Consider the following 22,480-nt stretch of genomic DNA (forward strand, 5'->3'; position numbering starts at 1 on the left):
ACGGACCGGCACTGACATCGCCCACTGAGTTTCGGCCGGACCCCGGTCCGTCCTTGGTCCTACGACCTGCGCGTTCGACCCCTCGTACACGCGTTGCGCGCAGGGGTCGTAGGCCCGCATCAACCGATCGGACGATGCCTCTTCGAGCGGGCCGGCCGATGTGGCGGACCCCGCCCGCCCGGGATTCTCAAGGCATGCCATCAGTCATCGAAGTCACCGATCTGCGCAAGTCGTACGGCGGCCGGGCCGTCGTCGACGGCGTCTCCTTCGCCGTCGAGGAGGGCGAGATCTTCGGGATCCTCGGCCCGAACGGCGCCGGCAAGACCACCACCGTGGAGTGCGTGGAGGGGCTGCGGGTGCCGGACACCGGACGGGTCCGGGTCACCGGACACGACCCCGTCGCCGACCACGACAAGGTCGCCGAGATCCTCGGCGCCCAGCTCCAGCAGAGCGAGCTGCAGCCCAAGTTGACCGTGCGCGAGGCGCTGGAGCTGTACGCCTCCTTCTACCCGAACGCCGCCGACTGGCGGCCCCTGGCCGAACGCCTCGGTCTCGCCCCCAGGCTCGGCACCCGGTTCGCCAAGCTGTCCGGCGGGCAGCGGCAGCGCCTCTTCATCGCGCTGGCGCTCATCGGCAGCCCCCGGGTCGTGGTACTGGACGAGCTGACCACCGGCCTCGACCCGCGCGCCCGCCGCGACACCTGGCAGCTCATCGAGGACGTCCGTGCGAGCGGGGTCACCGTGCTGCTCGTCACCCACTTCATGGAGGAGGCGCAGCGGCTCTGCGACCGCATCGCGGTCATCGACAAGGGACGGGTCGCGGCGCTGGACACCCCGGCCGGGCTCATCCGCCGCTCGACGGGCGCCACCGTCATCAGCTTCACCCCGTCGGCCCCGCTGGACGACCACGACCTCACCACTCTCCCGGCCCTCGCCTCGGTCGAGCGCAAGGACGGCCGGATCACGCTCTCCGGCACCGACGAGACCGTGAACGCGGTCATCACCCTGCTCGCCCGCCACCACGTCACCGCCCACCAGCTGCGCGTCACCGACGCCACCCTCGACGACGCGTTCCTCGACCTGACCGACGCCCAGACCAAGGAGGCCGCGGCATGAACACCGCCGTCCTGCGCACCGAGTTCCGGCTGTTCCGCCGGGAACCCGGCGCCGTCTTCTGGATCTTCCTGTTCCCGACGCTGCTGCTGGTGATCCTCGGCTCGATCCCGTCGTTCCGGGAGGCCGACAAGTCGCTCGGCGGACTGCGGCCGATCGACGCCTACGTGCCCATCGCCGTACTGATCGCCCTGATCATGTCCGGTGTGCAGGCGCTGCCCCAGGCCCTGACCGGCCACCGGGAGCGGGGCGTCCTGCGCCGGATGCGGCTCACCCCCGTACGGCCCTCCGCCCTGCTGTCGGCGCAGATGGTGGTGCAGGGCACGGTGGCGCTGGCCTCGGCGCTGCTCGCGCTCGTCGTCGGCCGGCTCGCCTTCGACGTGACGCTGCCCGGACAACCGGCCGGGTACCTGCTCGCGTTGCTGCTCGCCACCACGTCGGCCCTCGCCCTCGGCTCCGTCGTCTCCGCGCTGTCCCGGACCACGAAGATCGCTGGGGCGATCGGCTCGGCGGTGTTCTTCCCGATGATGTTCTGCGCGGGTGTCTGGCTGCCGGTGCAGCAGATGCCGCACACGATGGCCCGGGTGGTGCAGCTGACCCCGTTCGGCGCGGCGGCCCGCGCCCTGGGCGAGGCGGCCGCCGGTGACTGGCCCGGCTGGGACCACCTGGGCGTGCTCGCGGGCTGGACGGTGCTGCTGACGGCGGGAGCGGCGCGCTGGTTCCGCTGGGAGTAGGTGGCCGGCCGTGCAGACTGGGGACATGACCGCGAGGGACAGGCAGATCGACCGGCGCTGGGAGCAACTGCACACCTGGGGGCCGCACGGGCTGCTCGGCATCGGCGCCGCCCTCTCGGTCGCCTCCGCCGACCCGCACACCGCTCCCGCCAAGTGGTACGCCGCCGGAGCGCTGACGGTCGCAGCGGGCGCGCTCCAGCTGTGGTGGCACGGCACCCGTCCCGGCAGGCCCGACCGCGGCCGGACGCCGTCCCGGGCCGGGACGGCGTACTACGTGGTCCGCTGGGCCATCGCGTTCGCGCTCACCTGGATCAACCCGTTCTTCGCGTTCTACGCCGCCAGCGGCTACATGGACGCCGACGAACTGCTCCCGCGCAGGTGGCTGCGGCTCGGACTGTTCGCCAGCGCGGTCACCGTGGCCGGCGCGCAGGCCGGCGGGCTGCCGTTCGAGAGTGCAACGCAGGGGATCGTCTTCGCCGCACTCCTGATCGCCAACTCCGGCCTGCAGATGGTGGTCTCCCATCTCACCGTGCAGGAGACGCAGCGGTCCCGTGAGCGCACCGCGACCATCGCCGAACTGGAGCGCACCAACACGGCGTTGCAGCAGGCCCTGGACGAGAACGCCGCCCTGCACGCCCAACTCCTCGTCCAGGCCCGGGAGGCGGGCGTCGCCGACGAGCGCCGCCGTCTCGCCGCCGAGATCCACGACACCATCGCCCAGGGCCTGACCGGGATCATCGCCCAGCTCCAGGTCGTGGCGAACGCCCCCGACCTGACCACCGCCCGCACCCACCTGGAGCGTGCCTCCGCGCTCGCCCGGCACAGCCTCGGCGAGGCCCGCCGCTCGGTGCACAACCTCGCCCCGGTCGCCCTGGCCGCCGACGGCCTCCCGGAGGCGCTGAAGAAGACGGTCGCCGAATGGGGCGAACGCACCGGAATACGCGCCGAGTTCACCGTCACCGGAACCACCGAGCACCTGCACGACGAGGTCTCGGCGACGCTGCTGCGCATCGCCCAGGAGGCCCTGTCCAACGCGGCCCGGCACGCCCGCGCCACCCGCGTCGGGGTCACCCTCTCCTTCATGGGCGACGAGGTCACCCTCGACATCCGCGACGACGGCACCGGCTTCGACCCGGCCGCCGTACCGGAGCGCACCCGCAACGGAGGCTTCGGCCTGGACGGTATGCGGGCCCGCGCCGAACGCATCGCGGGCTCCCTGACGGTCGAGGCGGAGCCGGGGAACGGCACGGCGGTGTCGGCTCGCGTACCGTTGGTACGCGATGACCGCTGAAACCCCTATTTCCCTGCTGATCGTCGACGACCACCCGGTCGTCCGCGACGGCCTGCGCGGCATGTTCGAGTCCGCCCCCGGCTTCGCCGTGCTCGGCGAGGCCGCGAACGGCGTGGAGGCGGTCGACCGGGCCGCGGCCCTGGACCCGGACGTGGTCCTGATGGACCTGCGGATGCCCGGCGGCTCCGGCGTGGACGCCATCCGCGAGCTGGCCCGGCGCGGCACCAGGGCCCGGGTTCTCGTGCTCACCACGTACGACACCGACTCCGACACGCTCCCCGCGATCGAGGCGGGCGCCACCGGCTATCTCCTCAAGGACGCCCCGCGCGACGAGCTGTTCACCGCCGTCCGGGCCGCCGCCGAGGGCCGTACGGTCCTCTCCCCCGCGGTCGCCTCCCGTCTGGTCCACGCGGTCCGCACCCCCCGCCGGCCCGGCGCCGAGCCCCTGTCCGCGCGCGAGCGCGAGGTGCTGGCCCTGGTCGCCAAGGGCACGTCGAACCGCGAGATCGCCCGCGAGCTGTTCATCAGCGAGGCCACGGTCAAGACCCACCTCACCCACCTGTACGCCAAGCTCGGCGTCAACGACCGCGCGGCGGCGGTGGCGGTGGGGTACGACCGGGGGATCCTGGGCTGATCGTCCATGCCTGGCCGACTGGTCCTTGCGGCATGTGCGGCACGCACACCGGTTCGGCAGCGGTCCGCAGACGTTCCGCCACCACTTCCGGTGTACGGCTGCCCCGGTGACCGCCGCCCGGGCAACCGGTCCGCATAGCGAACATGAACATCCGGTCAACGGACCATTTCCGGCCAAGTTTGTGACGCGGTCCTGACAGGTGCGGTGATCCCCTGTCACTCTTCCCTGGCCGACTCACAGCAACCCCACAGCTCTTCTGCTCCGCGTGAGCCGGCCTGCACGTGGTTCCGCGTAACGCCCTGTTCTGCCCGGACGCCCCAACCCACCGTCCGGTCTCCCCTGGCCGCGCGACCCGCGGTCACGCAGAAGGAGTCAGTGTGAGCAGCAGTTCCTCTCGCAGACGCACCTCCCACACAGCACCGCACCCCACAGCGCACCGCCGCACCGCCACCGTCGCCCTCGCCGGCGTCGCCGCCCTGATCGCCGCCGCCGTCCAGTCCGGCGCGGCCACCGCCGCACCGGCCAAGCCGCAGGCGGGCAGGATGAATCCGGCCCATGTCGCGGTCGAGCTCACTCCCTCGCAGCGCGTCGAGCTGTTGCGCCACGCCGACGCGACGAAGGCCGCCACCGCCCGTTCCCTCGGCCTCGGCGCCCAGGAGAAGCTGGTCGTCAAGGACGTCGTCCAGGACGCCGACGGCACTCTGCACACCCGCTACGAGCGCACCTACGCGGGCCTTCCGGTGCTCGGCGGCGACCTGATCGTGGAGTCCAGGTCGAACAAGACCATGGAGGTCGTCAGGGCCACCGGCGCCACGCTGAAGGTCGCCGGTCTCACCCCGGCCGTGTCCAAGGCCGCGGCGGAGAAGCAGGCCGTACAGCGGGCCAAGGCCCTCGGCGGCAGCAGGTCGGCGGCGGACTCCGTCCGCAAGGTGATCTGGGCGGCGGGCGGAAAGCCCGTCCTGGCGTACGAGACGGTCGTCGGCGGCTTCCAGGACGACGGCACCCCGAACCGGCTGCACGTCATCAGCGACGCCGCCACCGGCAAGAAGCTCTACGAGTACCAGGGCATCGAGACCGGCATCGGCAACACCCAGTACAGCGGCCAGGTGAACCTGACCACGACCCACTCGGGGTCGGCGTACACACTGACCGACGGGGCGCGCGGCGGCCACAAGACGTACAACCTCAACCACGGCACCTCGGGCACCGGCACCCTGTTCTCCCAGAGCAACGACACCTGGGGCAACGGCACCACGTCGAACGCCGCGACCGCGGGCGCGGACGCCCACTACGGCGCGCAGGAGACCTGGGACTTCTACAAGAACACCTTCGGCCGCAGCGGCATCAAGAACGACGGCGTCGGCGCCTACTCCCGCGTCCACTACGGCAACTCGTACGTGAACGCCTTCTGGGACGACGGCTGCTTCTGCATGACCTACGGCGACGGCTCCGGCAACAAGGACCCGCTGACCGCGATCGACGTCGCCGGGCACGAGATGAGCCACGGCGTCACCTCCAACACCGCGGGCCTCGACTACAGCGACGAGTCCGGCGGCCTGAACGAGGCCACCTCGGACATCATGGGCACCGGCGTGGAGTTCTACGCCAACAACTCCACCGACGTCGGCGACTACCTCATCGGCGAGAAGATCGACATCAACGGCGACGGCACCCCGCTGCGCTACATGGACAAGCCCAGCAAGGACGGCGGCTCGGCGGACTCCTGGTACTCGGGCGTCGGCAACCTCGACGTGCACTACTCCTCGGGCGTCGCCAACCACTTCTTCTATCTGCTCAGCGAGGGCAGCGGCGCCAAGGTGATCAACGGCGTCAGCTACAACTCGCCGACCGCGGACGGACTTCCGGTCACCGGCATCGGCCGGGACAAGGCGCTGCAGATCTGGTACCGGGCGCTGACCACCAAGTGGACGTCGACCACCGACTACGCGGGCGCCCGCACCGGCACCCTCGCGGCGGCCGGTGAGCTGTACGGCACCTCCAGCGCCGAGTACAAGGCGGTGCAGGACGCGTGGGCGGGCGTCGCGGTCGGCGCGCGCTCCGGCGGCGGAGACGGCGGCGGTACGTCGTACGAGAGCACCACCCCGGTCGCCATCCCGGACAACGGGCCGGCCGTCACCTCGAACATCACGGTCTCCGGCAGGACCGGAAACGCGCCGAGCAACCTCCAGGTGGGCGTCGACATCACGCACACCTGGCGGGGTGACCTGGTGATCGATCTCGTCGGCCCGTCGGGCACCGCATACCGCCTGAAGAACTTCAGTTCCTCGGACTCGGCGGACAACGTGAAGCAGACCTACACGGTCAACGCCTCCGCGGAACCGGCCAACGGCACCTGGAAACTGAGGGTGCAGGATCAAGCCACCTACGACACCGGAACGATCAACAGCTGGAAGCTGACGTTCCCGTAAACCGAGCGCCACAGGCCCGGGAACTGGGGGTCGTCCGAGGGTCCGGCACCCTCGGACGACCCCGGTTAACACCCCTGAAACGTTTCTCAAACAGTCACTTTCAGGCCAACATCACTTCAGGGTCATGACATGTACGCGCCCCTGATGACACTCTTCCTTCACCCGCCGCAGAGCTTCACCCCACCTCTCCGGCCAGTAACCCCACGCTGACCGGACTCCCCACGAGAAGGAGCTTGCGTGAGCCCCCGCTACGCGCGTCACACGCGCACCACTCTGGCCATCGCCACCGCCGTCGCCGCCGGAGCCCTCGTCACCACCGGTCTGGCCACCGGCGCCTCCGCCCAGACCCCGGCCGGCACCACGGCCGCCAAGCCGCCGGCCGCGGCGCCCACCGCGCTCACCGCCGCCGCCCGCACCTCCCTGATCCAGCAGGCGCAGGCGGGCGCGGCCGAGACCGCGCAGAAGATAGGCCTCGGCGCCAAGGAGAAGCTGGTCGTCAAGGACGTCGTGAAGGACGCCGACGGCACGGTCCACACCCGCTACGAGCGCACTTACGCGGGCCTGCCGGTGCTCGGCGGCGACCTCGTCGTGCACACCGCCAAGTCGGGTGCGACCAAGGGCGTCACCAGAGCCGCCAAGGCCGCCATCAAGGTGGCGTCGCTCAAGCCGCAGATCACCGCCGCCAAGGCCGAGAAGCAGGCGGTGTCCGCCGCCCGGACCCTCGGCTCGGCCAAGTCCGCCGCGAACGGCGCCCGCAAGGTGATCTGGGCCGGTTCCGGCAAGCCGGTCCTCGCCTACGAGACGGTCGTCGGCGGTCTGCAGGACGACGGCACCCCGAACCAGCTGCACGTCATCACCGACGCCGCCACCGGCAAGAAGCTCTTCCAGTACCAGGGCATCGAGAACGCGACCGGCACCGGCAAGACGCTGTACTCCGGCACGGTCAGCCTCAACACCACGCAGTCGGGCTCGACGTACAACCTGACCGACAGCGCCCGGGGCGGTCACAAGACCTACAACCTGGCCCGCAAGACGTCCGGCAAGGGCACCCTGGTGGCCAGCTCCACCAACACCTTCGGCACCGGCACCGCCTCCAGCTCCTCGTCCGACCAGACCGCGGCCGCCGACGCCGCCTACGGCGCGGCGGAGACCTGGGACTTCTACAAGTCCACCTTCGGCCGCAGCGGCATCAAGAACGACGGTGTCGGCGCCTACTCCCGCGTCCACTACGGCAGCTCGTACGTGAACGCCTTCTGGGACGACAGCTGCTTCTGCATGACCTACGGCGACGGTGAGGGCAACACCGACCCGCTGACGTCCCTGGACGTGGCGGGCCACGAGATGAGCCACGGCGTCACGGCCAACACCGCGGGCCTCGACTACAGCGGCGAGTCCGGCGGCCTGAACGAGGCCACCTCGGACATCTTCGGCACGGGCGTGGAGTTCTACGCCAACAACTCGTCCGACAAGGGTGACTACCTCATCGGCGAGAAGATCAACATCAACGGCGACGGCACCCCGCTGCGCTACATGGACAAGCCCAGCAAGGACGGCGGCTCGGCGGACTACTGGTCCTCCTCCGTCGGCGACCTGGACGTCCACTACTCGTCCGGTGTCGCCAACCACTTCTTCTACCTCCTCTCGGAGGGCAGCGGCTCGAAGACGATCAACGGGGTGACCTACAACTCCCCGACGAAGAACGGCTCGACGATCACCGGCATCGGCCGCGCCAAGGCGCTGCAGATCTGGTACAAGGCGCTGACCGAGTACATGACCTCGACGACCGACTACTCGGACGCCCGCGCGGCGACCCTGAGCGCGGCGTCGGACCTGTACGGGTCCGGCAGCACCGAGTACAAGACGGTGGCGGCGACCTGGACCGCGGTCAACGTCACCAGCTGACCGAGCGACTGACGGGCGGGCCCGGGGGGAAGGCACTCCGGGCCCGCCCTACGCTTGTGACCCATGTCCTCGGCGCCCTTCACCTACGAGCCGGTCGGCGCGACCCGCGACGACCTGACGCACTGCCCGTCCGGCTTCCACCCCCTGCACGTGCGCACCCGCCTCGGCGAGGGCGAAAAGCTCTTCCAGCGGGCCGCCGAGGCGGTCCTCACCTGGGAGATGCACCGCGCCCTGGGCGTGGGCATCGACGCCACCGCCGACCGCGCGGCCCCCGGCGTCGACGTCACGGTCACCCTGGCCGGCCTGATCAGGGCCCCCTGCCGCATCATCTGGACGACCGAGGAACCCCGCCGCGCGGGCTGGGCCTACGGCACCCTGGAGAGCCACCCCGAATGCGGCGAGGAAGCCTTCCTGATCGACCGCACGGGCGACGGCACGGTCTGGCTGACGGTGGCGGCCTTCAGCAAGCCGGCCAAGTGGTACGCAAGGGCCGGCGGCCCGGCGACCCGAGGCCTCCAACACGCGTACGCCCGCCGCTGCGGGGCGGTGCTGCGGAGGCTGTGCGAGGGCCTGTCCGAAGCATGACGAGCATGCCCCGCAAAGCCCTCAAGCCCTAGCGCCGTCCTCGTGTCCAGGGGATGGCATCCGGCCATATCCGGGCGACAAGGCACGTACCGCGTTGCAGCCGTCAAACGGCCGATGTGATGATCCGGCACATGACGGAACACGGGGGCGACGCCGACTCGGCGGCGCGAATACCCAGGTCACGGCTGTACGACTACATGGACCCGGCCCGCACCGACCAGCGGGACACGACCGGACCGGAGACGTCTGAGGGCACCGGTTTGCCCGAGCATGCGGCAACGTTCACCGACGCTCCGGAGGAAGTCGAGCGTCGGCGCCGGGAGTTCGCGGTGTTACTGGGCACGTTCCGCCGCACTGCGGTGCTGGTGCCGGTGGACGAGGACGAGGCGCCGCTGACGGGCGACTACGGCGGCATCCGCTGGATCTACGCGTTCTCCGACGAAACGACCCTGGCACGCTTCGCGCTCGCGCGCGGCGAGGGCGACCGTGAGTGGGCGTATCAGAGGTGGCTGGGAGCCCGGTTGCTGGACGCCGGCGTGCCGGCTGTCGGGGTGCCGTGCGGGGTGGCCCTGGACGTGGGCGGCCAGGGCGAGGGCGTGCTGTTTCCGCCAGTGACGGGGATCGTGCCGGACGCGGCGGCCGTTGACCGGGCCGCCGTCGAGCAGACGAACGGGGAGACACCGCGATGAGCGGGGACGAGGGCGGCGGCAAGGACATCAAGGCCGCAGGGCTGAACCTGATCGCGCAGGGCATCACCCAGACGCTGGGCGAGTTGAAGGACCTGGGGATGGTCGGCGAGGCAGGAGCCGGGCGGGGCTTCTCGCATCTGGAGCTGTCCGGCATGGATCTCGGCCATGAGGACCTGACGTCGAAGTTCAAGTCGTTCTGCGAGCGCTGGGAGTGGGGCGTCCGCGGCCTGGTGGCGGAGGGCAACGCGTTCGCGGCGGAGGTGGGACTCTCCGCGGGCACACTGTACGAGACGGACCAGTACGTCGGCGGCACCTTGAGGGTGGGAGCGAACGCGCTGGTGGGCAACCCGCATGCCTCCGAGGCAGACGTCGAGAAGATGAGCTGGAGCCAGTGGGCCGACAACACCGCCGACGCCTACATGCACCCGGACTACAGCAAGAAGTCCTTCGACGAGGCGGGGGAGAACATCAAGCAGGGCTGGATGGACGCCTCGCGCGACTTGGTGACCTCTCAGGCCGGGGCCAACCTGGGCCTGATGCCCAGCGGTATGTCGGACGCGGAGCGCAAGGAGTTCCTGGACCGTGCTTTCGGCCCTTCCCCCGAGGCCCGCGCCAAGGCCGCCGGGCAGCAGGGCGGTGAGGGCTGATGGGCATGGGCCTGGGGGACGTGACCAACTCGCTCCTGGGCGAGGGCGAGCACCTCTACGACTCCGGCAAGAAGCTGCTCGGCAAGGGAATCGAGAAGGGCTCCGATCTCGCCGGTGACCTCTTGGACCACGTCGGAGCCCACGATTACGCAGACCTCGTCAGGTTCACGGGCGACTATGTCGGTTCCGAACTGGGCGCGACCCCGGGAGAGAAGCAGCTCGGCGAGAGCGACCTGGCCCCGGACCTGATCCACGGCTCCCCGACGGCCATCCGGGCCTCCACCACACACCTGAAGGACTTCCACACCGCCTTCGACAACGTCGGCGAGGGCATGCGGAAGCTGGACTCCTCCTCCTGGCAGGGCGAGGCGGCCGACGCCTTCCGCAAGAAGTTCGCCATGCACCCGGTGAAGTGGCTGCAGGCCGCGGATGCCTGCCGCACCGCTGCCACGGCTCTGGACGCCTACGCCGAGACCGTCGAATGGGCGCTGAAACAGGCCACGCACGCCATCGACCTGTACAAGAAGGGCACCAACGCCTCCAAGGAGGCCGCGGACGCCTACAACAAGAAGGTCGACACCTACAACGCGGCCGTGAAATCGGGTGACGATCCGGGCCCGCGCCCGGGGAAGTTCCACGACCCGGGCACCGCCGACATCCAGCGCGCCCAGGAACTCCTGCACGAAGCCCGTAAGCAGCGCAACACGGCAGCGGAGGGCGCCGCCAAGGCCGTGGACAAGGCCCTGGCCCACGCCCCCGCCGAACCGCCTCCGCTCGCCCGGCTGAAGGCGGACGCCGTGGACGGCGCCGGCGCCCTGAACACCGAGGCGCTCCACTTCGTCGGCGGCGTCGTCAAGGGCACCGCCGGATTGATCACCTTCGTCCGCGGTCTGGACCCCGCCGACCCCTACAACCTCACCCACCCCGCCCAGTACGTGCAGAACGTCAACATGACGCTCGCGGGCCTGATCTCCACCGGCACGCATCCCGACCGGGCCCTGAAGAACATGTGGACCGAGTTCCGCAAGGACCCGACCGAGTTCGGCGGCCGCGCGCTCCCCCAGCTCTTCCTCGGCGACGGCGCCGGAATGGAGCTCGGGCTGGCGCGGGACGCGGCGGAGGCGAGCCTGGTGCGGCGGGCGGCGGAGGGGGCCGCCGGGCGGGAGGCGCGGGCGGGGGCGGAGGACGCAGCCGGGAAGACCGCTCGGGAGGAGGTCAACGAGGACCCGCCCCAGCACTCGCACGACGAGAACAGCACGAAGGGCTGCGGCGACCCGGTCAACGTGGCCACCGGCAGGATGTACCTGCCGCAGACGGACGTCACCCTCCCCGGCGCGCTTTCCCTGGTCCTCGGACGCCGCGTCGAGTCCGGCTACCGACTGGGCCGCTGGTTCGGCCCTGCCTGGTCCTCGACCCTGGACCAGCGCCTGGAGATCGATGCGGAGGGAGTCGTCTACGTCACGGAGGACGGCCTCCTCCTGTCGTACCCCCACCCGGCACCGGGCGTGCCCACCCTGGCGAGCCACGGCCCTCGCCTGCCCCTGGACCGCGTGGACGGTGGCTACACCATCACGGACCCCGGCACCGGCCGGGTGTGGCACTTCGCCGACCGGGGCGATGCGTTGGCGGTCCTGGAACAGATCGACGACCGCAACGGCAACTGGGTCACCTTCGAGTACGACGAGGCGGGCACTCCGCTCGGCGTGCACACGAGCGCCGGCCAGGGCGTGCGTATCACCACGGACTCGGGGCGGGTCACCGCGTACCACCTGGCAGCGACGGGCGAGGAGCTGAAACGCTTCACCTACACGGACGGCGACCTCACGGGGGTCATCAACTCCTCCGGCCTGCCGCTCCGCTTCACCTACGACGACCGAGGCCGCGTCACGTCCTGGACGGACACGAACGACCGCAGCTACGCGTACGAGTACGACGACCAGGACCGCTGCGTCGCGCAGGGCGGCACAGCCGGCCACATGGCGCATCGCTTCTCCTACGGGGAGCCGGACCCGGCGACCGGCCTCCGGACCACGACCGCGACGACGGCCGAGGGGCACACCACCCGCTATCTGGTGAACGACACCTGGCAGGTGGTCGCGGAGACCGACCCACTGGGCGCGACCACCCACTACGTCCGCGACCGCTACCACCGCCTCCTCTCCACGACGGACCCGCTGGGCCACACGACGACGTTCCGCTACGACGACGAGGGGAACCTCACGTCAGTCGTCCGCCCGGACGGTCGCGAGTCGAGGGCGGAGTACAACGCCCTGGGCCTGCCGGTGAAGGTGGTGAACCCTGACGGCACAGTGATCCGCCAGACGTACGACGAACGGGGCAACCGCACATCGGTGACGGACCCGGCGGGCCGGACGACCCGGTTCGCGTACAACGAGGCCGGACATCTGACGTCGGTGACGGACCCGCTGGGCAACACGACCACCGTCGTCTGCGACCGCGCAGGCCTCCCGATCGAGGTAACCGATCCACTGGGCGCACGCACCCGATACGAGCGGGACGCCCTGGGCCGCCCCGTCGCGGTCACGGACCCCACGGGCGCCACGACACACCTGGAATGGTCGACCGAGGGCCACCTGACCCGTCGCACGTCTCCCGACGGTACGACGGAGACGTGGACGTACGACGGCGAGGGCAACTGCACCAGCCACACGGACCCCCTCGGCGGCGTCTCCCACTTCGAGTACACCCACTTCGACCTCCTGTCGGCCCGCACGGGCCCGGACGGCGTCCGCTACGAGTTCGCCCACGACACGGAACTGCGCCTGACCGAGGTCACCAACCCGCAGGGCCTGACGTGGACGTACGAGTACGACCCGGCCGGCCGCCTGGTGTCGGAGAAGGACTTCGACGACCGCACCCTGACATACGCCTACGACCTTGCCGGCCGCCTAGCCACACGGCGAAACGCACTCGGCCACGTCACATCCTTCGAACGCAACGAACTCGGCCAGGTACTCCGCAAGGACGCGGCAGGCCAGGTCACGACCTACGCGTACGACTTCACCGACCAACTGACCCAGGCGACGGGCCCGGACGGCACGACCCTGACCCTGCTGCGCGACCGCCACGGCCGCCTCCACTCGGAAACGGTCAACGGCCGCACGCTCACGTACACCTACGACCCGCTGGGCCGCCGCACCGGCCGCACCACCCCAACCGGCGCCACGACCACATGGTCGTACGACGCGGCAGGCCGCCGCACAGGCATGGTGGCATCAGGCCGAGCGATCGACTTCACGTACGACGAAGCAGGCCGCGAACTGACCCGCCACATAGGCGGAACGATCGCCCTGGCCCACACCTTCGACACGCTGGGCCGCCTGACCACCCAGTCGGTGACCGGCGCGGACGGCCACACGGTCCAGCACAGGACGTACACGTACCGAGCCGACGGCAACGTCATCGGCATCGATGACCAACTCGCAGGCACCCGCCGCTTCGACTTGGACGCGACGGGCCGGGTCACGGCAGTCCACGCAGCGAACTGGACAGAGCGCTACGCCTACGACGAGGCGGGCAACCAGACCCAGGCGTCCTGGCCGTCGGACCACCCGGGCGGCGAGGCAACCGGCCCGCGCTCTTATGTGGGCACCCGCATCACCCGAGCCGGCAACGTCCGCTACGAACACGACGCCCTCGGCCGCATCACCCTCCGCCAGAAGACCCGCCTGTCCAGAAAGCCGGACACCTGGCGCTACGAGTGGGACGCCGAGGACCGTCTGACCTCGGTGACCACCCCGGACGGCACCCGCTGGCGCTACACCTACGACCCCCTGGGCCGCCGCACCGCGAAACTCCGCCTCGCTGCGGACGGCGAGACGGTCATGGAGCGGGTGGACTTCACCTGGGACGGCACCACTCTCTGCGAACAAACCACGACGTCCCTCGACCTCCCCAACCCGGTCACCCTCACCTGGGACCACCAGGGCCTGCGCCCGCTGTCGCAAACAGAACGCATCACCGCGGCCGACGCCCCACAACAGGAAATCGACTCACGCTTCTTCGCCATCGTCACCGACCTGGTCGGCACGCCGAACGAACTCGTAGACGAGCAGGGCGAGATAGCGTGGCGTACCCGAAGCACCCTGTGGGGAACAACGGCATGGGCAGCAAACAGCACCACCTACACCCCCCTACGCTTCCCAGGCCAGTACTACGACCCCGAAACCGGCCTGCACTACAACTACTTCCGCCATTACGACCCAGCAACCGCCCGGTATTTCAGCCCAGACCCGCTCGGACTCGCGCCAGCGCTGAACCCGGACACTTACGTTCACAACCCCGCGATTTCGACCGACCACCTTGGACTCGCCCCTGAAGGATGTCCCGACCCGAAAACGGGCAGCCAATGGTACCCGGATGAGAACTATGAACCGCGCGCACTCGAAGATCGCAGAGCGGAAAACGCGGACCGTAAGGCGTGGTTCCAAACTCCGCAGGACGTCCACGAACTCGTGGACCGATTGATCAACGATCCGAGTTATCCGCAACGCGAGACAACCACTCGGGACGGCAGACGAATACTGGACTTCTATCAGGGCGGCAATTCTCGCGCAGGAAAACGCTGGGCGGGCTCCCCAATCTACGACAATGGCGATCCGCTAAGTCAACTACGGGTCATGGTCGACGGCGACGGTAATATCGCCTACTTCGGTAGGCGTGCGGACGGTTCGCACAACTACGATCAGGTCATCCCATACCCTTGGGCCAAGAGATCGAACCATTAACCAGCCCGACCATCACTACTAGATCAAGGCAACCTTCATGCAAGAAACAGAACTAACCAGGAGCCTGGCCGCAGCGGGGCTGACATACCTAGGCATGGTGCCCCCTTCCCGCCCACTCGTTCCTCCACGCCTTGCGTACTTCGCGAACTCAACTGCCGCCGACGGACAAGAGTGGGCCGCAAGTATCGAAAATGATGCCGAAGACTTCCAGGAAAGGGTGAACCATGAGTGGTACATGCTGTGCGCCCATCAAGGTCTCTTCGACACCGGAGATCCGCAGTTCCTGATCGCCGTCCGCGACGTGCCCCATAATCGTCCCGACACTGCATGGTGGGCGCGCGTAATGCTGCAGCCGGACTGGGATCTCGCCGGGGCCGGCGCCGAGGCCAGAGTTACCGGATGCGGCTGGGGGAATCCGGAGTTCGTGATGCTTTCCCTGGATGGAAACCTAATTGTCCAAGGATCACAAGGGCAGGAGTGGACGGATATCGTCTGCTTGCGCGACGCTCATCGGATCTCTTCCTTCAGGGAAACGGGCGCCAAACTCGCCAACGATAAATCGATCCCGGAACAGACACGCTACGCCATGGCTCGCTGGCTAGAGAACACACGATGAAAGTGCCCATCGGACGACGGCAAGCATGCGGCGCATGGTTGCCCGCCGACGCGCCGTACCGCTGGTCTGGGTGATCACGATGAGCACCGGCTCGCAGCGGTACTTCTCGCACAGGCAGGAGAGGTAGTACGGCCAGCTGCCGCGTTTCCGTTCGTCCGGGATTATCCACGGGCCCCGAATCCCTGACTCGGCTGCCACAACGAAGGGAGTGAGCATGGAACTGCCCAGCCGAATCAAACGCAGGATCATCAAAGACCACCCCCAGGGAGATCGACAAACCATCGAGGAGCTGCTACTCGAACTCATGGACTATCTGAAAAAAACGGGGATCGACACAGAAAGGGTTATCGCAGCCACACTTCTCCACGCCGACGGCAAAACGGACCGACTCCTCAACTGCATTGAAGAAGTTCGGGTGGATTTTCGGGACATCTTGATGGACTCCGGCCTCGAGCACGCAGACTGGCCTGATCGATTGGATGCCGAATTTGGAACCTGACTCGGGATCCGAGCCCGATAGCCACCAAGGCGGCGATTGGCAGATTCGTGCCACCTTCCCGGGGTCATCCAGGCCTCGCCTACCGGAATTCACTCCCGCCGCATGGCACAAATCTACCAATCACCCTCGCAGCCAAGCCACGCAGCGCGCGCGACCGTCCTGAGCCCGCAGCCGCCGAACCCGCCCGGCGTGCAGGCGAGGCGCGACCGCGCACCCTCGCCGACGTCGCACACGCAGCCGACCCAAGGGACCGGTACCGGTCGGGGCCACCCCTCTTCCAGGCCGCTCGCTCGCTTCTTGCCCGGGCTGGAGCGAGGTGGGTCAAGGGTGGCCCGGAGGGTCATCGCCGGAGGCGACGCGCAGCGCCCTTGACGCGCCTCGTGGAAGCACGACACTGGCCGAGAAGCGGGCGGCCCAACAGCCACCTGCTCACCCCATGTCGAACAGCTCCGCCACCTCAGCGGCGTGCACGGCTCGCTGGGCCCATACCTCCAGCTGGGCCAGGTCCGTGCAGGCCATCACCCGCTCGCGGACGGCGTCAGGCACCGGGATGCTGCGCCATTCCAGGACACGGAGGACCATCTCGGCCTTGGCCTCAGCTCGGCCCTGTTCTCGCCCCTCCTCCCGTACCTGTTCCGCCAGCGGGTGGCGCCAGAAGTACTGGATCGCCGTCATCAGGTCCCTCCACATCTGCTTCGCCTGGGGGTCGGCCAGGCACGAGTCGACGAACTGCACGAAGACTGCGGCACTGTCCGGGTCGATGGTCCGCAGGGCGGCGGCCAGGGATTCCAGTATGGCCGGAGCCTGGGGCCCACGCCCGTGTGTCATGGCCGAGAGCACTGCAAGGGGGACATCCCGTTCGGCCTGCCGCTCGTCCGCGATCACCGGCACGTTGTCCGGGCCCAGCACCAGTGGACGTACCGTCAGCGAGTGCCAGTCCCGGAAGCCGAAACGGATCGGGCGCGAGGCCCACTGAGCGGTCGTACTGCTTTGCGTGATGACGATGAGCACCGGCTCGCAGCGGTACTTCTCGTACAGGTAGCTCAGGTAGTACGGCCAGCTGCCCCGCTTGCGCTCGTCCACCTTCCCCTGCGACTCCACCACCAGCAGATACGTACCCTCGTCCGTCTCCGCCCGCAGCAGCGTGTCCACACGGCGCTCGACCGGTTCGATCTCGGTGAGGTCCACGTTCAGCGCCGCGATCTCCCTCGGCTCGGGAAACGGCACGTGCAGGACCTTCTGTAACGCCTTCGTCAGCAGCGTCGGATCCTTCTGGAAGATCCGGTGCAGCGCCTCATGCGACTGGCCCACCATCACGCGGCCCCCAGCTCACACCACACGTACTTGCCCCGGTCCCCGAAGCGGGCCGTCGGTTGCCAGCCCCAGTAGTCCGAGCAGGCCTTCACCAGCCCCAGCCCCCGCCCGTCCTCCAGCTCAAGCTCCGCCGCCTGCTCCAGCGACCGAGGCGGGTCCGGCGGGGCGGGGTCCGTGTCCCATGCCCCGATCCACACCATCCCCTCCGGGGTGCGGCGGACCCTGAGCGCGGCCGGCCCCTTGGTGTGCCGTACGGCGTTGGAGACCAGCTCCGTCGCCAGCAGCTCCGCCGTGTCCACGATGCCGATCAGGCCGTGCAGGGTGAGGATCAGGCGCAGGGTGCGGCGGCAGACGGTCACCGCTCTGAGGTCGTTGGGGACGTACAGCGTGTAGTCCCAGGACTCGATGAGTTCGTTTTCGGGCATGCGTCATCAACTCCGTTGGGTGAGTGGGAATGTGGCGAGCGGTGGCCTTGCCGCAGCCGTCATGGCGCGACGGAGCAGTGCACTTCCGCTGCGTGCACGTCGCGTCACAGACGGTAGGGGTAACCTGTAACCCGCGGCAAGCCGAGCACGCAATCCGCCCCCGAAAGAAAAGGAGCAGGCCGTGGTTCAGAGGCCGGAACCGACAGCACGGCAGGTCCGCCTGGGTGTCGAACTGCGCCGGCTCCGCGAGGCAGCCGGGCTCACAACCATCCAGTCAGCGGCGCTGCTCGGGGCGAGCAGGGTCCAGATCAGCCACATCGAGTCGGGACTCAAGGGTGTGAGCGAAGAGCGGCTGCGCCGACTGGCATCCCACTACGCCTGCACAGACACAGAGTTCATCGACGCGCTCGTCGAGATGGCCACGGACAGAACGCGGGGGTGGTGGGAGGGGTACCGGGGCCTGTTGCCCACGTCTTTCCTCGACCTCTCCGAGCTGGAGCACCACGCCCGGTTCCTGCGCCACGTGGCAATCCTGTACGTACCGGGCCTCCTGCAGACCGAGGACTACTCCCGCGCCGTCTTCTCGTCCAGACTGCCGGAACTGACCCGCAGCGAATTGGAGTTGCGTATCCAGCACCGGAAAGCGCGCCAGGAGTTCACCGTTCCGTACGAAGCGGTGATCCATGAGGCGGCACTTCGGATCAGGGTCAGTGACCGCGCCACGTCACGGGCTCAGCTCGCCCGACTGCTCGAACTCTCCGAGGCGGACCACATCACCGTGCGCGTCATCCCCTTCGATCTGGACGGCTTCGCCAGGGCGGCAAGCACGATGACGTACGTGGGTGGCCCGCTGCCCAAGCTGGACACTGTGGTCCGCGACGCACTGCACGGCTCGGCCTTCATCGATTCCGAGGCTCAGCTCAACACCTACCGGACCAGTTTCCGTAAGGTAGAGGCCGCGTCACTCGACCCCGAGCAATCGCGTGAACTCATCCACCGGCTGGCGAAGGACCTATGAGGTTCATCATGGACAATTGGCGGAAGTCGTCCTACTCGGGCCCGGGGGACGGCAACGAGTGCGTGGAGATAGCCACCACCCCCACCCACACCGCCATCCGCGACTCCAAGGACCCGGCCGTCGGCACGCTGACCGTCCCGGCCGGATCCTTCGCCCTCTTCGTAGAAGCCCTTAAGACGGCTCCTTACCCGGTGTAGCCACCCGTCTCACCGCAGCAAAACCCCCGCCCCCTCCACCACCTCCTCCGAAGGCACCGCCACCAGCCCCGGCTCGGCCGCGGAGGCCAGCAGGCGGTGGGACGGGAGGATGCGGACCGTGTAGCCGTACGGACCGGTGCGGTCCAGGGCGAGGGGGCCCTCGTACAGGAGGCGGCCCTCCAGGTCGGGGGCCCCGGTCGGCTTCAGGGGGACGATCGTCGCATCCGTGATGCGGTCCTCCGCGTCCACCCGGCCCGACACCGCCTGCACCTCCACGTCGTCCGGGGTCAACGAGCCGAGGGCCACCCGCACCCGCAGGCCCACCGTCGTGCCCAACTCGGCGGTGGGACCCGTCGCCGTCGTCTCGACATGGTCCACGCTCACCCCGGGCCAGGCCGCCCGCACCCGGGACTTCCAGGCGGCCAGGTCGCTCGCCGTGTCCGGGGTCAGGGCGCGGTGGGCCTGGGCCGCGGGGGCGTAGAGGCGGTCGACGTACTCGCGGACCATGCGGCCGGCCAGCACCTTCGGGCCGAGCAGACTCAGCGTCTGGCGGACCATCTGGATCCAGCGGTCCGGCAAACCGCCCCGCCCGCGCTCGTAGAAGCGCGGAGTCACCCGCTGTTCCAGGAGGTCGTACAGCGCCGCCGCCTCGATGTCGTCACGGCGGTCCGGGTCGGTGCCCGCGCCGTCCGCCGTCGGGATGGCCCAGCCGAAGTCCGGCTGGAACCATTCGTCCCACCAGCCGTCCAGGACGGAGAGGTTGAGGCACCCGTTCAGCGCGGCTTTCATCCCGCTCGTCCCACACGCTTCCAGGGGCCTGAGCGGATTGTTCAGCCAGATGTCGCAGCCGGGGTAGAGCTTCTGCGCCATCGCCATGCCGTAGTCGGGCAGGAAGACGATGCGGTGGCGGACCCGTGGGTCGTCGGCGAAGCGGACCAGCTCCTGGACCAGGCGCTTGCCACTGTCGTCCGCCGGGTGGGCCTTTCCGGCCACCACCACCTGCACCGGCCGGTCCGCATGCAGGAGCAGGTCCATCAGGCGGTCGCGGTCCCGGAGCATCAGCGTGAGGCGTTTGTACGAGGGGACGCGCCGCGCGAAGCCGATCGTCAGGACGTCCGGGTCCAGCACCCCGTCGATCCAGCCCAACTCGGCGTTCGCCGCTCCCCGTTGGCGCCATGACGCCCGCAGGCGCTCCCGTACCTCCAGCACCAACTGCTCGCGCAGCGTGCGGCGCAGTTCCCAGATCTCCTGGTCCGGGATGTCGGCGACGGAGTCCCAGCGGTCGGTGCCGCCGACGCTCAGCGCGTCCTCGGCCCGCTCCGAACCGACCTGCCGGGCCCCGAGCCGCAGCACCTCCGGGGCGACCCAGGTCGGCGCGTGCACCCCGTTGGTCACGGAGGTGATCGGCACCTCGTCGGGGTCGAATCCCGGCCACAGTCCCGCGAACATCTCCCTGCTGACCTGTCCGTGCAGCAGCGACACCCCGTTGGCCCGCTGGGCCAGCCTGAGGCCCATCACGGCCATGTTGAAGAGGTTGGGCTCGCCACCCGGGTACGTCTCCATACCGAGGGTCAGAATCCGCTGCACGTCGATGCCGGGGAGCTCGGCGTCCGGCCCGAAGTGCCGGGCGACCAGCTCACGGTCGAAACGGTCGATGCCGGCCGGGACCGGCGTGTGGGTGGTGAAGACCGTGCCGCCGCGCACCGCCTCCAGGGAGGAGTCGAAATCCAGGCCCTGCTCGCACAGTTCGGCGATCCGCTCCAGGCCCAGGAAGCCCGCGTGGCCCTCGTTGGTGTGGAACACCTCCGGCTCCGGGTGCCCGGTGCGGCGGCAGTACGTCCGTACCGCCCGGACACCTCCTATGCCGAGCAGCATCTCCTGCAGCAGCCGGTGCTCGCTGCCGCCGCCGTAGAGCCGGTCGGTCACCCCGCGTTCGCCGAGGTCGTTGTCCTCCACGTCCGAGTCGAGCAGCAACAGCGGCACCCTGCCCACCTGGGCCAGCCAGATCCGGGCGTGCAGCGCCTTGCCGCCGGGCAGTGCGAGCGAGACCTGCGCCGGGGTGCCGTCGGCCTCCTTCAGCTGGGCGAGGGGCAGCTCGTTGGGGTCGAGCACCGGGTAGTGCTCCTGCTGCCAGCCGTCCCGGGACAGGGTCTGCCGGAAGTACCCGTGGCGGTACAGCAGTCCGACCCCGATCAGGGGTACGCCGAGATCGCTGGCCGCCTTCAGATGGTCTCCTGCCAGGATGCCGAGGCCGCCGGAGTACTGGGGCAGTGCGGCCGTGATGCCGAACTCGGGGGAGAAATAGGCCACCGCGGCGGGCAGGCCGTCGGCCTGTGTCTGATACCAGCGGTCGCCGGTCAGGTAGTCGTCGAGGTCGTCCGCGACCGCGCCGAGGCGGCGCAGGAAGCGCCGGTCGCCCGCGAGTTCGGCCAGCCGGGCCGGCCGTACCCGGCCCAGTGTCCGCACCGGGTCGCCCCCGGCCGCGGCCCAGGCCTCGGGGTCGACGGACTGGAACAGATCGCGCGTTTCCGCATGCCAGGACCAGCGCAGATTGCGCGCCAGGTCGCTCAGCGGCCGGAGGGGTTCGGGGAGAACGGGACGGACGGTGAACCGACGGATCGCCTTCACATGCCACCTCGGGCGCGTCACGGGGTGAGACGCACCGCGCTGTGCGTCTCGTCGTCAGTCTCGACGGTAGTGGTTACCCGGGCGTCGGTGGGGACGCGCCGGTGGGGGTGTCGGGGCGTGCGGAAGCGGTCACCGGGCACCTGGTAGAAGGAGGCCGGTCTTGTGGGTGGACATACGCGTGAGTAGTTAACAAAGTATCCGGATTGCCCACCCGAACAGGGTGGGAAGGCTCCTCCGGTACACACCCCACAGGCGTCACCCAGCACCTCCGCAGGACCCACCTCCCCACATCCATCCGCCACACCCACGTTGACGCGGACAGGAGCGGTCATGCCCGCCATGCACCATTCGTCAGTACCCACGAACAGCAGCAAGCTCACGGCAGCGGCACAGAAGGCCCCGAAGAAGACAACGCGCAAGAAGGCGGTGAAACCAGTCAGGGAGACCACCCTCGGCCGTATCCCCGTCCTCGACGTACGCCCCGTGGTCCAGCAGGGGCGCAGGCCGGCCAAAGCGGTGACCGGTGAGTCGTTCGAGGTGTCCGCCACCGTCTTCCGGGAGGGGCACGACGCCGTCTCCGCGAACGTGGTGCTGCGCGACCCGGCAGGCCGGCCGGGCCCCTGGACACCGATGCGCGAACTCGCCCCGGGCACCGACCGCTGGGGCGCCACCGTCACCGCGGGCGAACCGGGCCGCTGGACCTACACGGTGGAGGCCTGGTCCGACCCCCTCTCGACCTGGCGGCACACCGCCCGGATCAAGATCCCGGCGGGCATCGACACCGAACTCGTCCTGGAGGAGGGTGCGCGGCTGTACGAGCGGGCGGCCGCCGGAGTCCCGGAGCGGGCTCGACCGGTGGTACTGGACGTCGTAGCGGCCCTGCGTGACGAGGACCGCCCCGCCGCCTGGCGTCTCGCGGCGGCGCTGGCGCCGGAGGTGGAGGCGTTGCTGGCCCGTCATCCGTTGCGGGAGCTGGTGACCGCGTCCGACGCGATGCCGCTGCTGGTGGAGC

At 69.4% G+C, this 22,480-nt stretch carries 18 protein-coding genes; 15 read left to right on the plus strand and 3 right to left on the minus strand.

Going from position 1 to position 22,480, the window contains the following annotated elements; translation table 11 throughout:
- The first annotated feature begins 194 nt into the window (after nucleotides 1-194).
- The 12 genes from ACZ41I_RS25925 (at nucleotide 195) to ACZ41I_RS25980 (ending at nucleotide 15,886) form a co-directional block, all read left to right on the plus strand.
- Nucleotides 195-1,115, plus strand: coding sequence for an ABC transporter ATP-binding protein (locus tag ACZ41I_RS25925; RefSeq protein ID WP_363214651.1), 921 nt, complete (start codon nucleotides 195-197; stop codon nucleotides 1,113-1,115).
- Nucleotides 1,112-1,846, plus strand: a complete 735-nt coding sequence (locus ACZ41I_RS25930; RefSeq protein ID WP_363214652.1) for an ABC transporter permease — start codon at nucleotides 1,112-1,114, stop codon at nucleotides 1,844-1,846. The genes ACZ41I_RS25925 and ACZ41I_RS25930 overlap by 4 nt, the downstream gene beginning before the upstream one ends.
- 25 nt (nucleotides 1,847-1,871) lie before the next feature.
- Nucleotides 1,872-3,137, plus strand: coding sequence for a sensor histidine kinase (locus tag ACZ41I_RS25935; RefSeq protein ID WP_399776779.1), 1,266 nt, complete (start codon nucleotides 1,872-1,874; stop codon nucleotides 3,135-3,137).
- Nucleotides 3,127-3,771, plus strand: a complete 645-nt coding sequence (locus ACZ41I_RS25940) for a response regulator transcription factor (RefSeq protein ID WP_363214655.1) — start codon at nucleotides 3,127-3,129, stop codon at nucleotides 3,769-3,771. Before ACZ41I_RS25935 ends, ACZ41I_RS25940 begins: the two co-directional genes overlap by 11 nt.
- A gap of 377 nt (nucleotides 3,772-4,148) precedes the next feature.
- On the plus strand, nucleotides 4,149-6,200 hold the full coding sequence (locus ACZ41I_RS25945; protein ID WP_468515141.1) for a M4 family metallopeptidase: 2,052 nt from the start codon (nucleotides 4,149-4,151) through the stop codon (nucleotides 6,198-6,200).
- 237 nt (nucleotides 6,201-6,437) lie between these two features.
- Nucleotides 6,438-8,102, plus strand: coding sequence for a M4 family metallopeptidase (locus tag ACZ41I_RS25950; RefSeq protein ID WP_363214658.1), 1,665 nt, complete (start codon nucleotides 6,438-6,440; stop codon nucleotides 8,100-8,102).
- Between the two features lie 63 nt (nucleotides 8,103-8,165).
- Nucleotides 8,166-8,687, plus strand: coding sequence for a DUF1990 domain-containing protein (locus tag ACZ41I_RS25955; protein WP_468515142.1), 522 nt, complete (start codon nucleotides 8,166-8,168; stop codon nucleotides 8,685-8,687).
- Between the two features lie 131 nt (nucleotides 8,688-8,818).
- Nucleotides 8,819-9,376 (plus strand): hypothetical protein, encoded by a 558-nt coding sequence (locus ACZ41I_RS25960; RefSeq protein WP_468515143.1) that lies wholly within the window; start codon nucleotides 8,819-8,821, stop codon nucleotides 9,374-9,376.
- On the plus strand, nucleotides 9,373-10,023 hold the full coding sequence (locus ACZ41I_RS25965) for a hypothetical protein (RefSeq protein WP_399776767.1): 651 nt from the start codon (nucleotides 9,373-9,375) through the stop codon (nucleotides 10,021-10,023). The genes ACZ41I_RS25960 and ACZ41I_RS25965 overlap by 4 nt, the downstream gene beginning before the upstream one ends.
- 5 nt (nucleotides 10,024-10,028) lie before the next feature.
- The gene (locus ACZ41I_RS25970; RefSeq protein WP_468515153.1) at nucleotides 10,029-14,771 is read left to right on the plus strand and encodes a putative T7SS-secreted protein; all 4,743 of its coding nucleotides are present in this window, start codon (nucleotides 10,029-10,031) and stop codon (nucleotides 14,769-14,771) included.
- A gap of 94 nt (nucleotides 14,772-14,865) precedes the next feature.
- Entirely contained in the window at nucleotides 14,866-15,387 is a 522-nt protein-coding gene (locus ACZ41I_RS25975) for a hypothetical protein (RefSeq protein WP_399776764.1), read from the plus strand.
- A gap of 214 nt (nucleotides 15,388-15,601) precedes the next feature.
- The gene (locus ACZ41I_RS25980) at nucleotides 15,602-15,886 is read left to right on the plus strand and encodes a hypothetical protein (protein ID WP_468515144.1); all 285 of its coding nucleotides are present in this window, start codon (nucleotides 15,602-15,604) and stop codon (nucleotides 15,884-15,886) included.
- Nucleotides 15,887-16,315: 429 nt separating this feature from the next.
- On the opposite strand, the gene ACZ41I_RS25985 is transcribed toward ACZ41I_RS25980, so the two are convergent.
- A complete protein-coding gene (locus ACZ41I_RS25985; RefSeq protein ID WP_468515145.1) occupies nucleotides 16,316-17,200 on the minus strand; it encodes an RpnC/YadD family protein in 885 nt (294 codons plus the stop codon).
- Entirely contained in the window at nucleotides 17,200-17,625 is a 426-nt protein-coding gene (locus tag ACZ41I_RS25990; RefSeq protein WP_468515146.1) for an ATP-binding protein, read from the minus strand. The genes ACZ41I_RS25985 and ACZ41I_RS25990 overlap by 1 nt, the downstream gene beginning before the upstream one ends.
- Nucleotides 17,626-17,806: 181 nt before the next feature.
- Between ACZ41I_RS25990 and ACZ41I_RS25995 the strand changes: the two genes are divergently transcribed.
- Nucleotides 17,807-18,643 (plus strand): helix-turn-helix domain-containing protein, encoded by an 837-nt coding sequence (locus tag ACZ41I_RS25995; RefSeq protein WP_399776756.1) that lies wholly within the window; start codon nucleotides 17,807-17,809, stop codon nucleotides 18,641-18,643.
- A gap of 8 nt (nucleotides 18,644-18,651) precedes the next feature.
- Entirely contained in the window at nucleotides 18,652-18,840 is a 189-nt protein-coding gene (locus tag ACZ41I_RS26000) for a DUF397 domain-containing protein (protein WP_399776755.1), read from the plus strand.
- 9 nt (nucleotides 18,841-18,849) lie between these two features.
- Here the strand turns inward: ACZ41I_RS26000 and ACZ41I_RS26005 are convergent, their stop codons facing one another.
- Nucleotides 18,850-21,468 (minus strand): glycosyltransferase family 1 protein, encoded by a 2,619-nt coding sequence (locus tag ACZ41I_RS26005; RefSeq protein WP_468515147.1) that lies wholly within the window; start codon nucleotides 21,466-21,468, stop codon nucleotides 18,850-18,852.
- A 330-nt stretch (nucleotides 21,469-21,798) separates the two neighbouring features.
- Between ACZ41I_RS26005 and ACZ41I_RS26010 the strand changes: the two genes are divergently transcribed.
- Nucleotides 21,799-22,480 (plus strand): maltotransferase domain-containing protein (locus ACZ41I_RS26010; RefSeq protein WP_468515148.1); only part of this gene is annotated, 682 nt, incomplete at its 3' end.

Source organism: Streptomyces sp. NPDC030799 (genome assembly GCF_055572255.1).

Excerpts from the sequence above, each read along its gene's own strand:
- ACZ41I_RS25925 (WP_363214651.1), top strand. The coding sequence starts at position 195 with ATGCCATCAGTCATCGAAGTCACCGATCTGCGCAAGTCGTACGGCGGC.
- ACZ41I_RS25930 (WP_363214652.1), top strand. The coding sequence starts at position 1,112 with ATGAACACCGCCGTCCTGCGCACCGAGTTCCGGCTGTTCCGCCGGGAA.
- ACZ41I_RS25935 (WP_399776779.1), top strand. The coding sequence starts at position 1,872 with ATGACCGCGAGGGACAGGCAGATCGACCGGCGCTGGGAGCAACTGCAC.
- ACZ41I_RS25940 (WP_363214655.1), top strand. The coding sequence starts at position 3,127 with ATGACCGCTGAAACCCCTATTTCCCTGCTGATCGTCGACGACCACCCG.
- ACZ41I_RS25955 (WP_468515142.1), top strand. The coding sequence starts at position 8,166 with ATGTCCTCGGCGCCCTTCACCTACGAGCCGGTCGGCGCGACCCGCGAC.
- ACZ41I_RS25960 (WP_468515143.1), top strand. The coding sequence starts at position 8,819 with ATGACGGAACACGGGGGCGACGCCGACTCGGCGGCGCGAATACCCAGG.
- ACZ41I_RS25965 (WP_399776767.1), top strand. The coding sequence starts at position 9,373 with ATGAGCGGGGACGAGGGCGGCGGCAAGGACATCAAGGCCGCAGGGCTG.
- ACZ41I_RS25970 (WP_468515153.1), top strand. The coding sequence starts at position 10,029 with ATGGGCCTGGGGGACGTGACCAACTCGCTCCTGGGCGAGGGCGAGCAC.
- ACZ41I_RS25975 (WP_399776764.1), top strand. The coding sequence starts at position 14,866 with ATGGTGCCCCCTTCCCGCCCACTCGTTCCTCCACGCCTTGCGTACTTC.
- ACZ41I_RS25980 (WP_468515144.1), top strand. The coding sequence starts at position 15,602 with ATGGAACTGCCCAGCCGAATCAAACGCAGGATCATCAAAGACCACCCC.
- ACZ41I_RS25985 (WP_468515145.1), bottom strand. The coding sequence starts at position 17,200 with ATGGTGGGCCAGTCGCATGAGGCGCTGCACCGGATCTTCCAGAAGGAT.
- ACZ41I_RS25990 (WP_468515146.1), bottom strand. The coding sequence starts at position 17,625 with ATGCCCGAAAACGAACTCATCGAGTCCTGGGACTACACGCTGTACGTC.
- ACZ41I_RS26000 (WP_399776755.1), top strand. The coding sequence starts at position 18,652 with ATGGACAATTGGCGGAAGTCGTCCTACTCGGGCCCGGGGGACGGCAAC.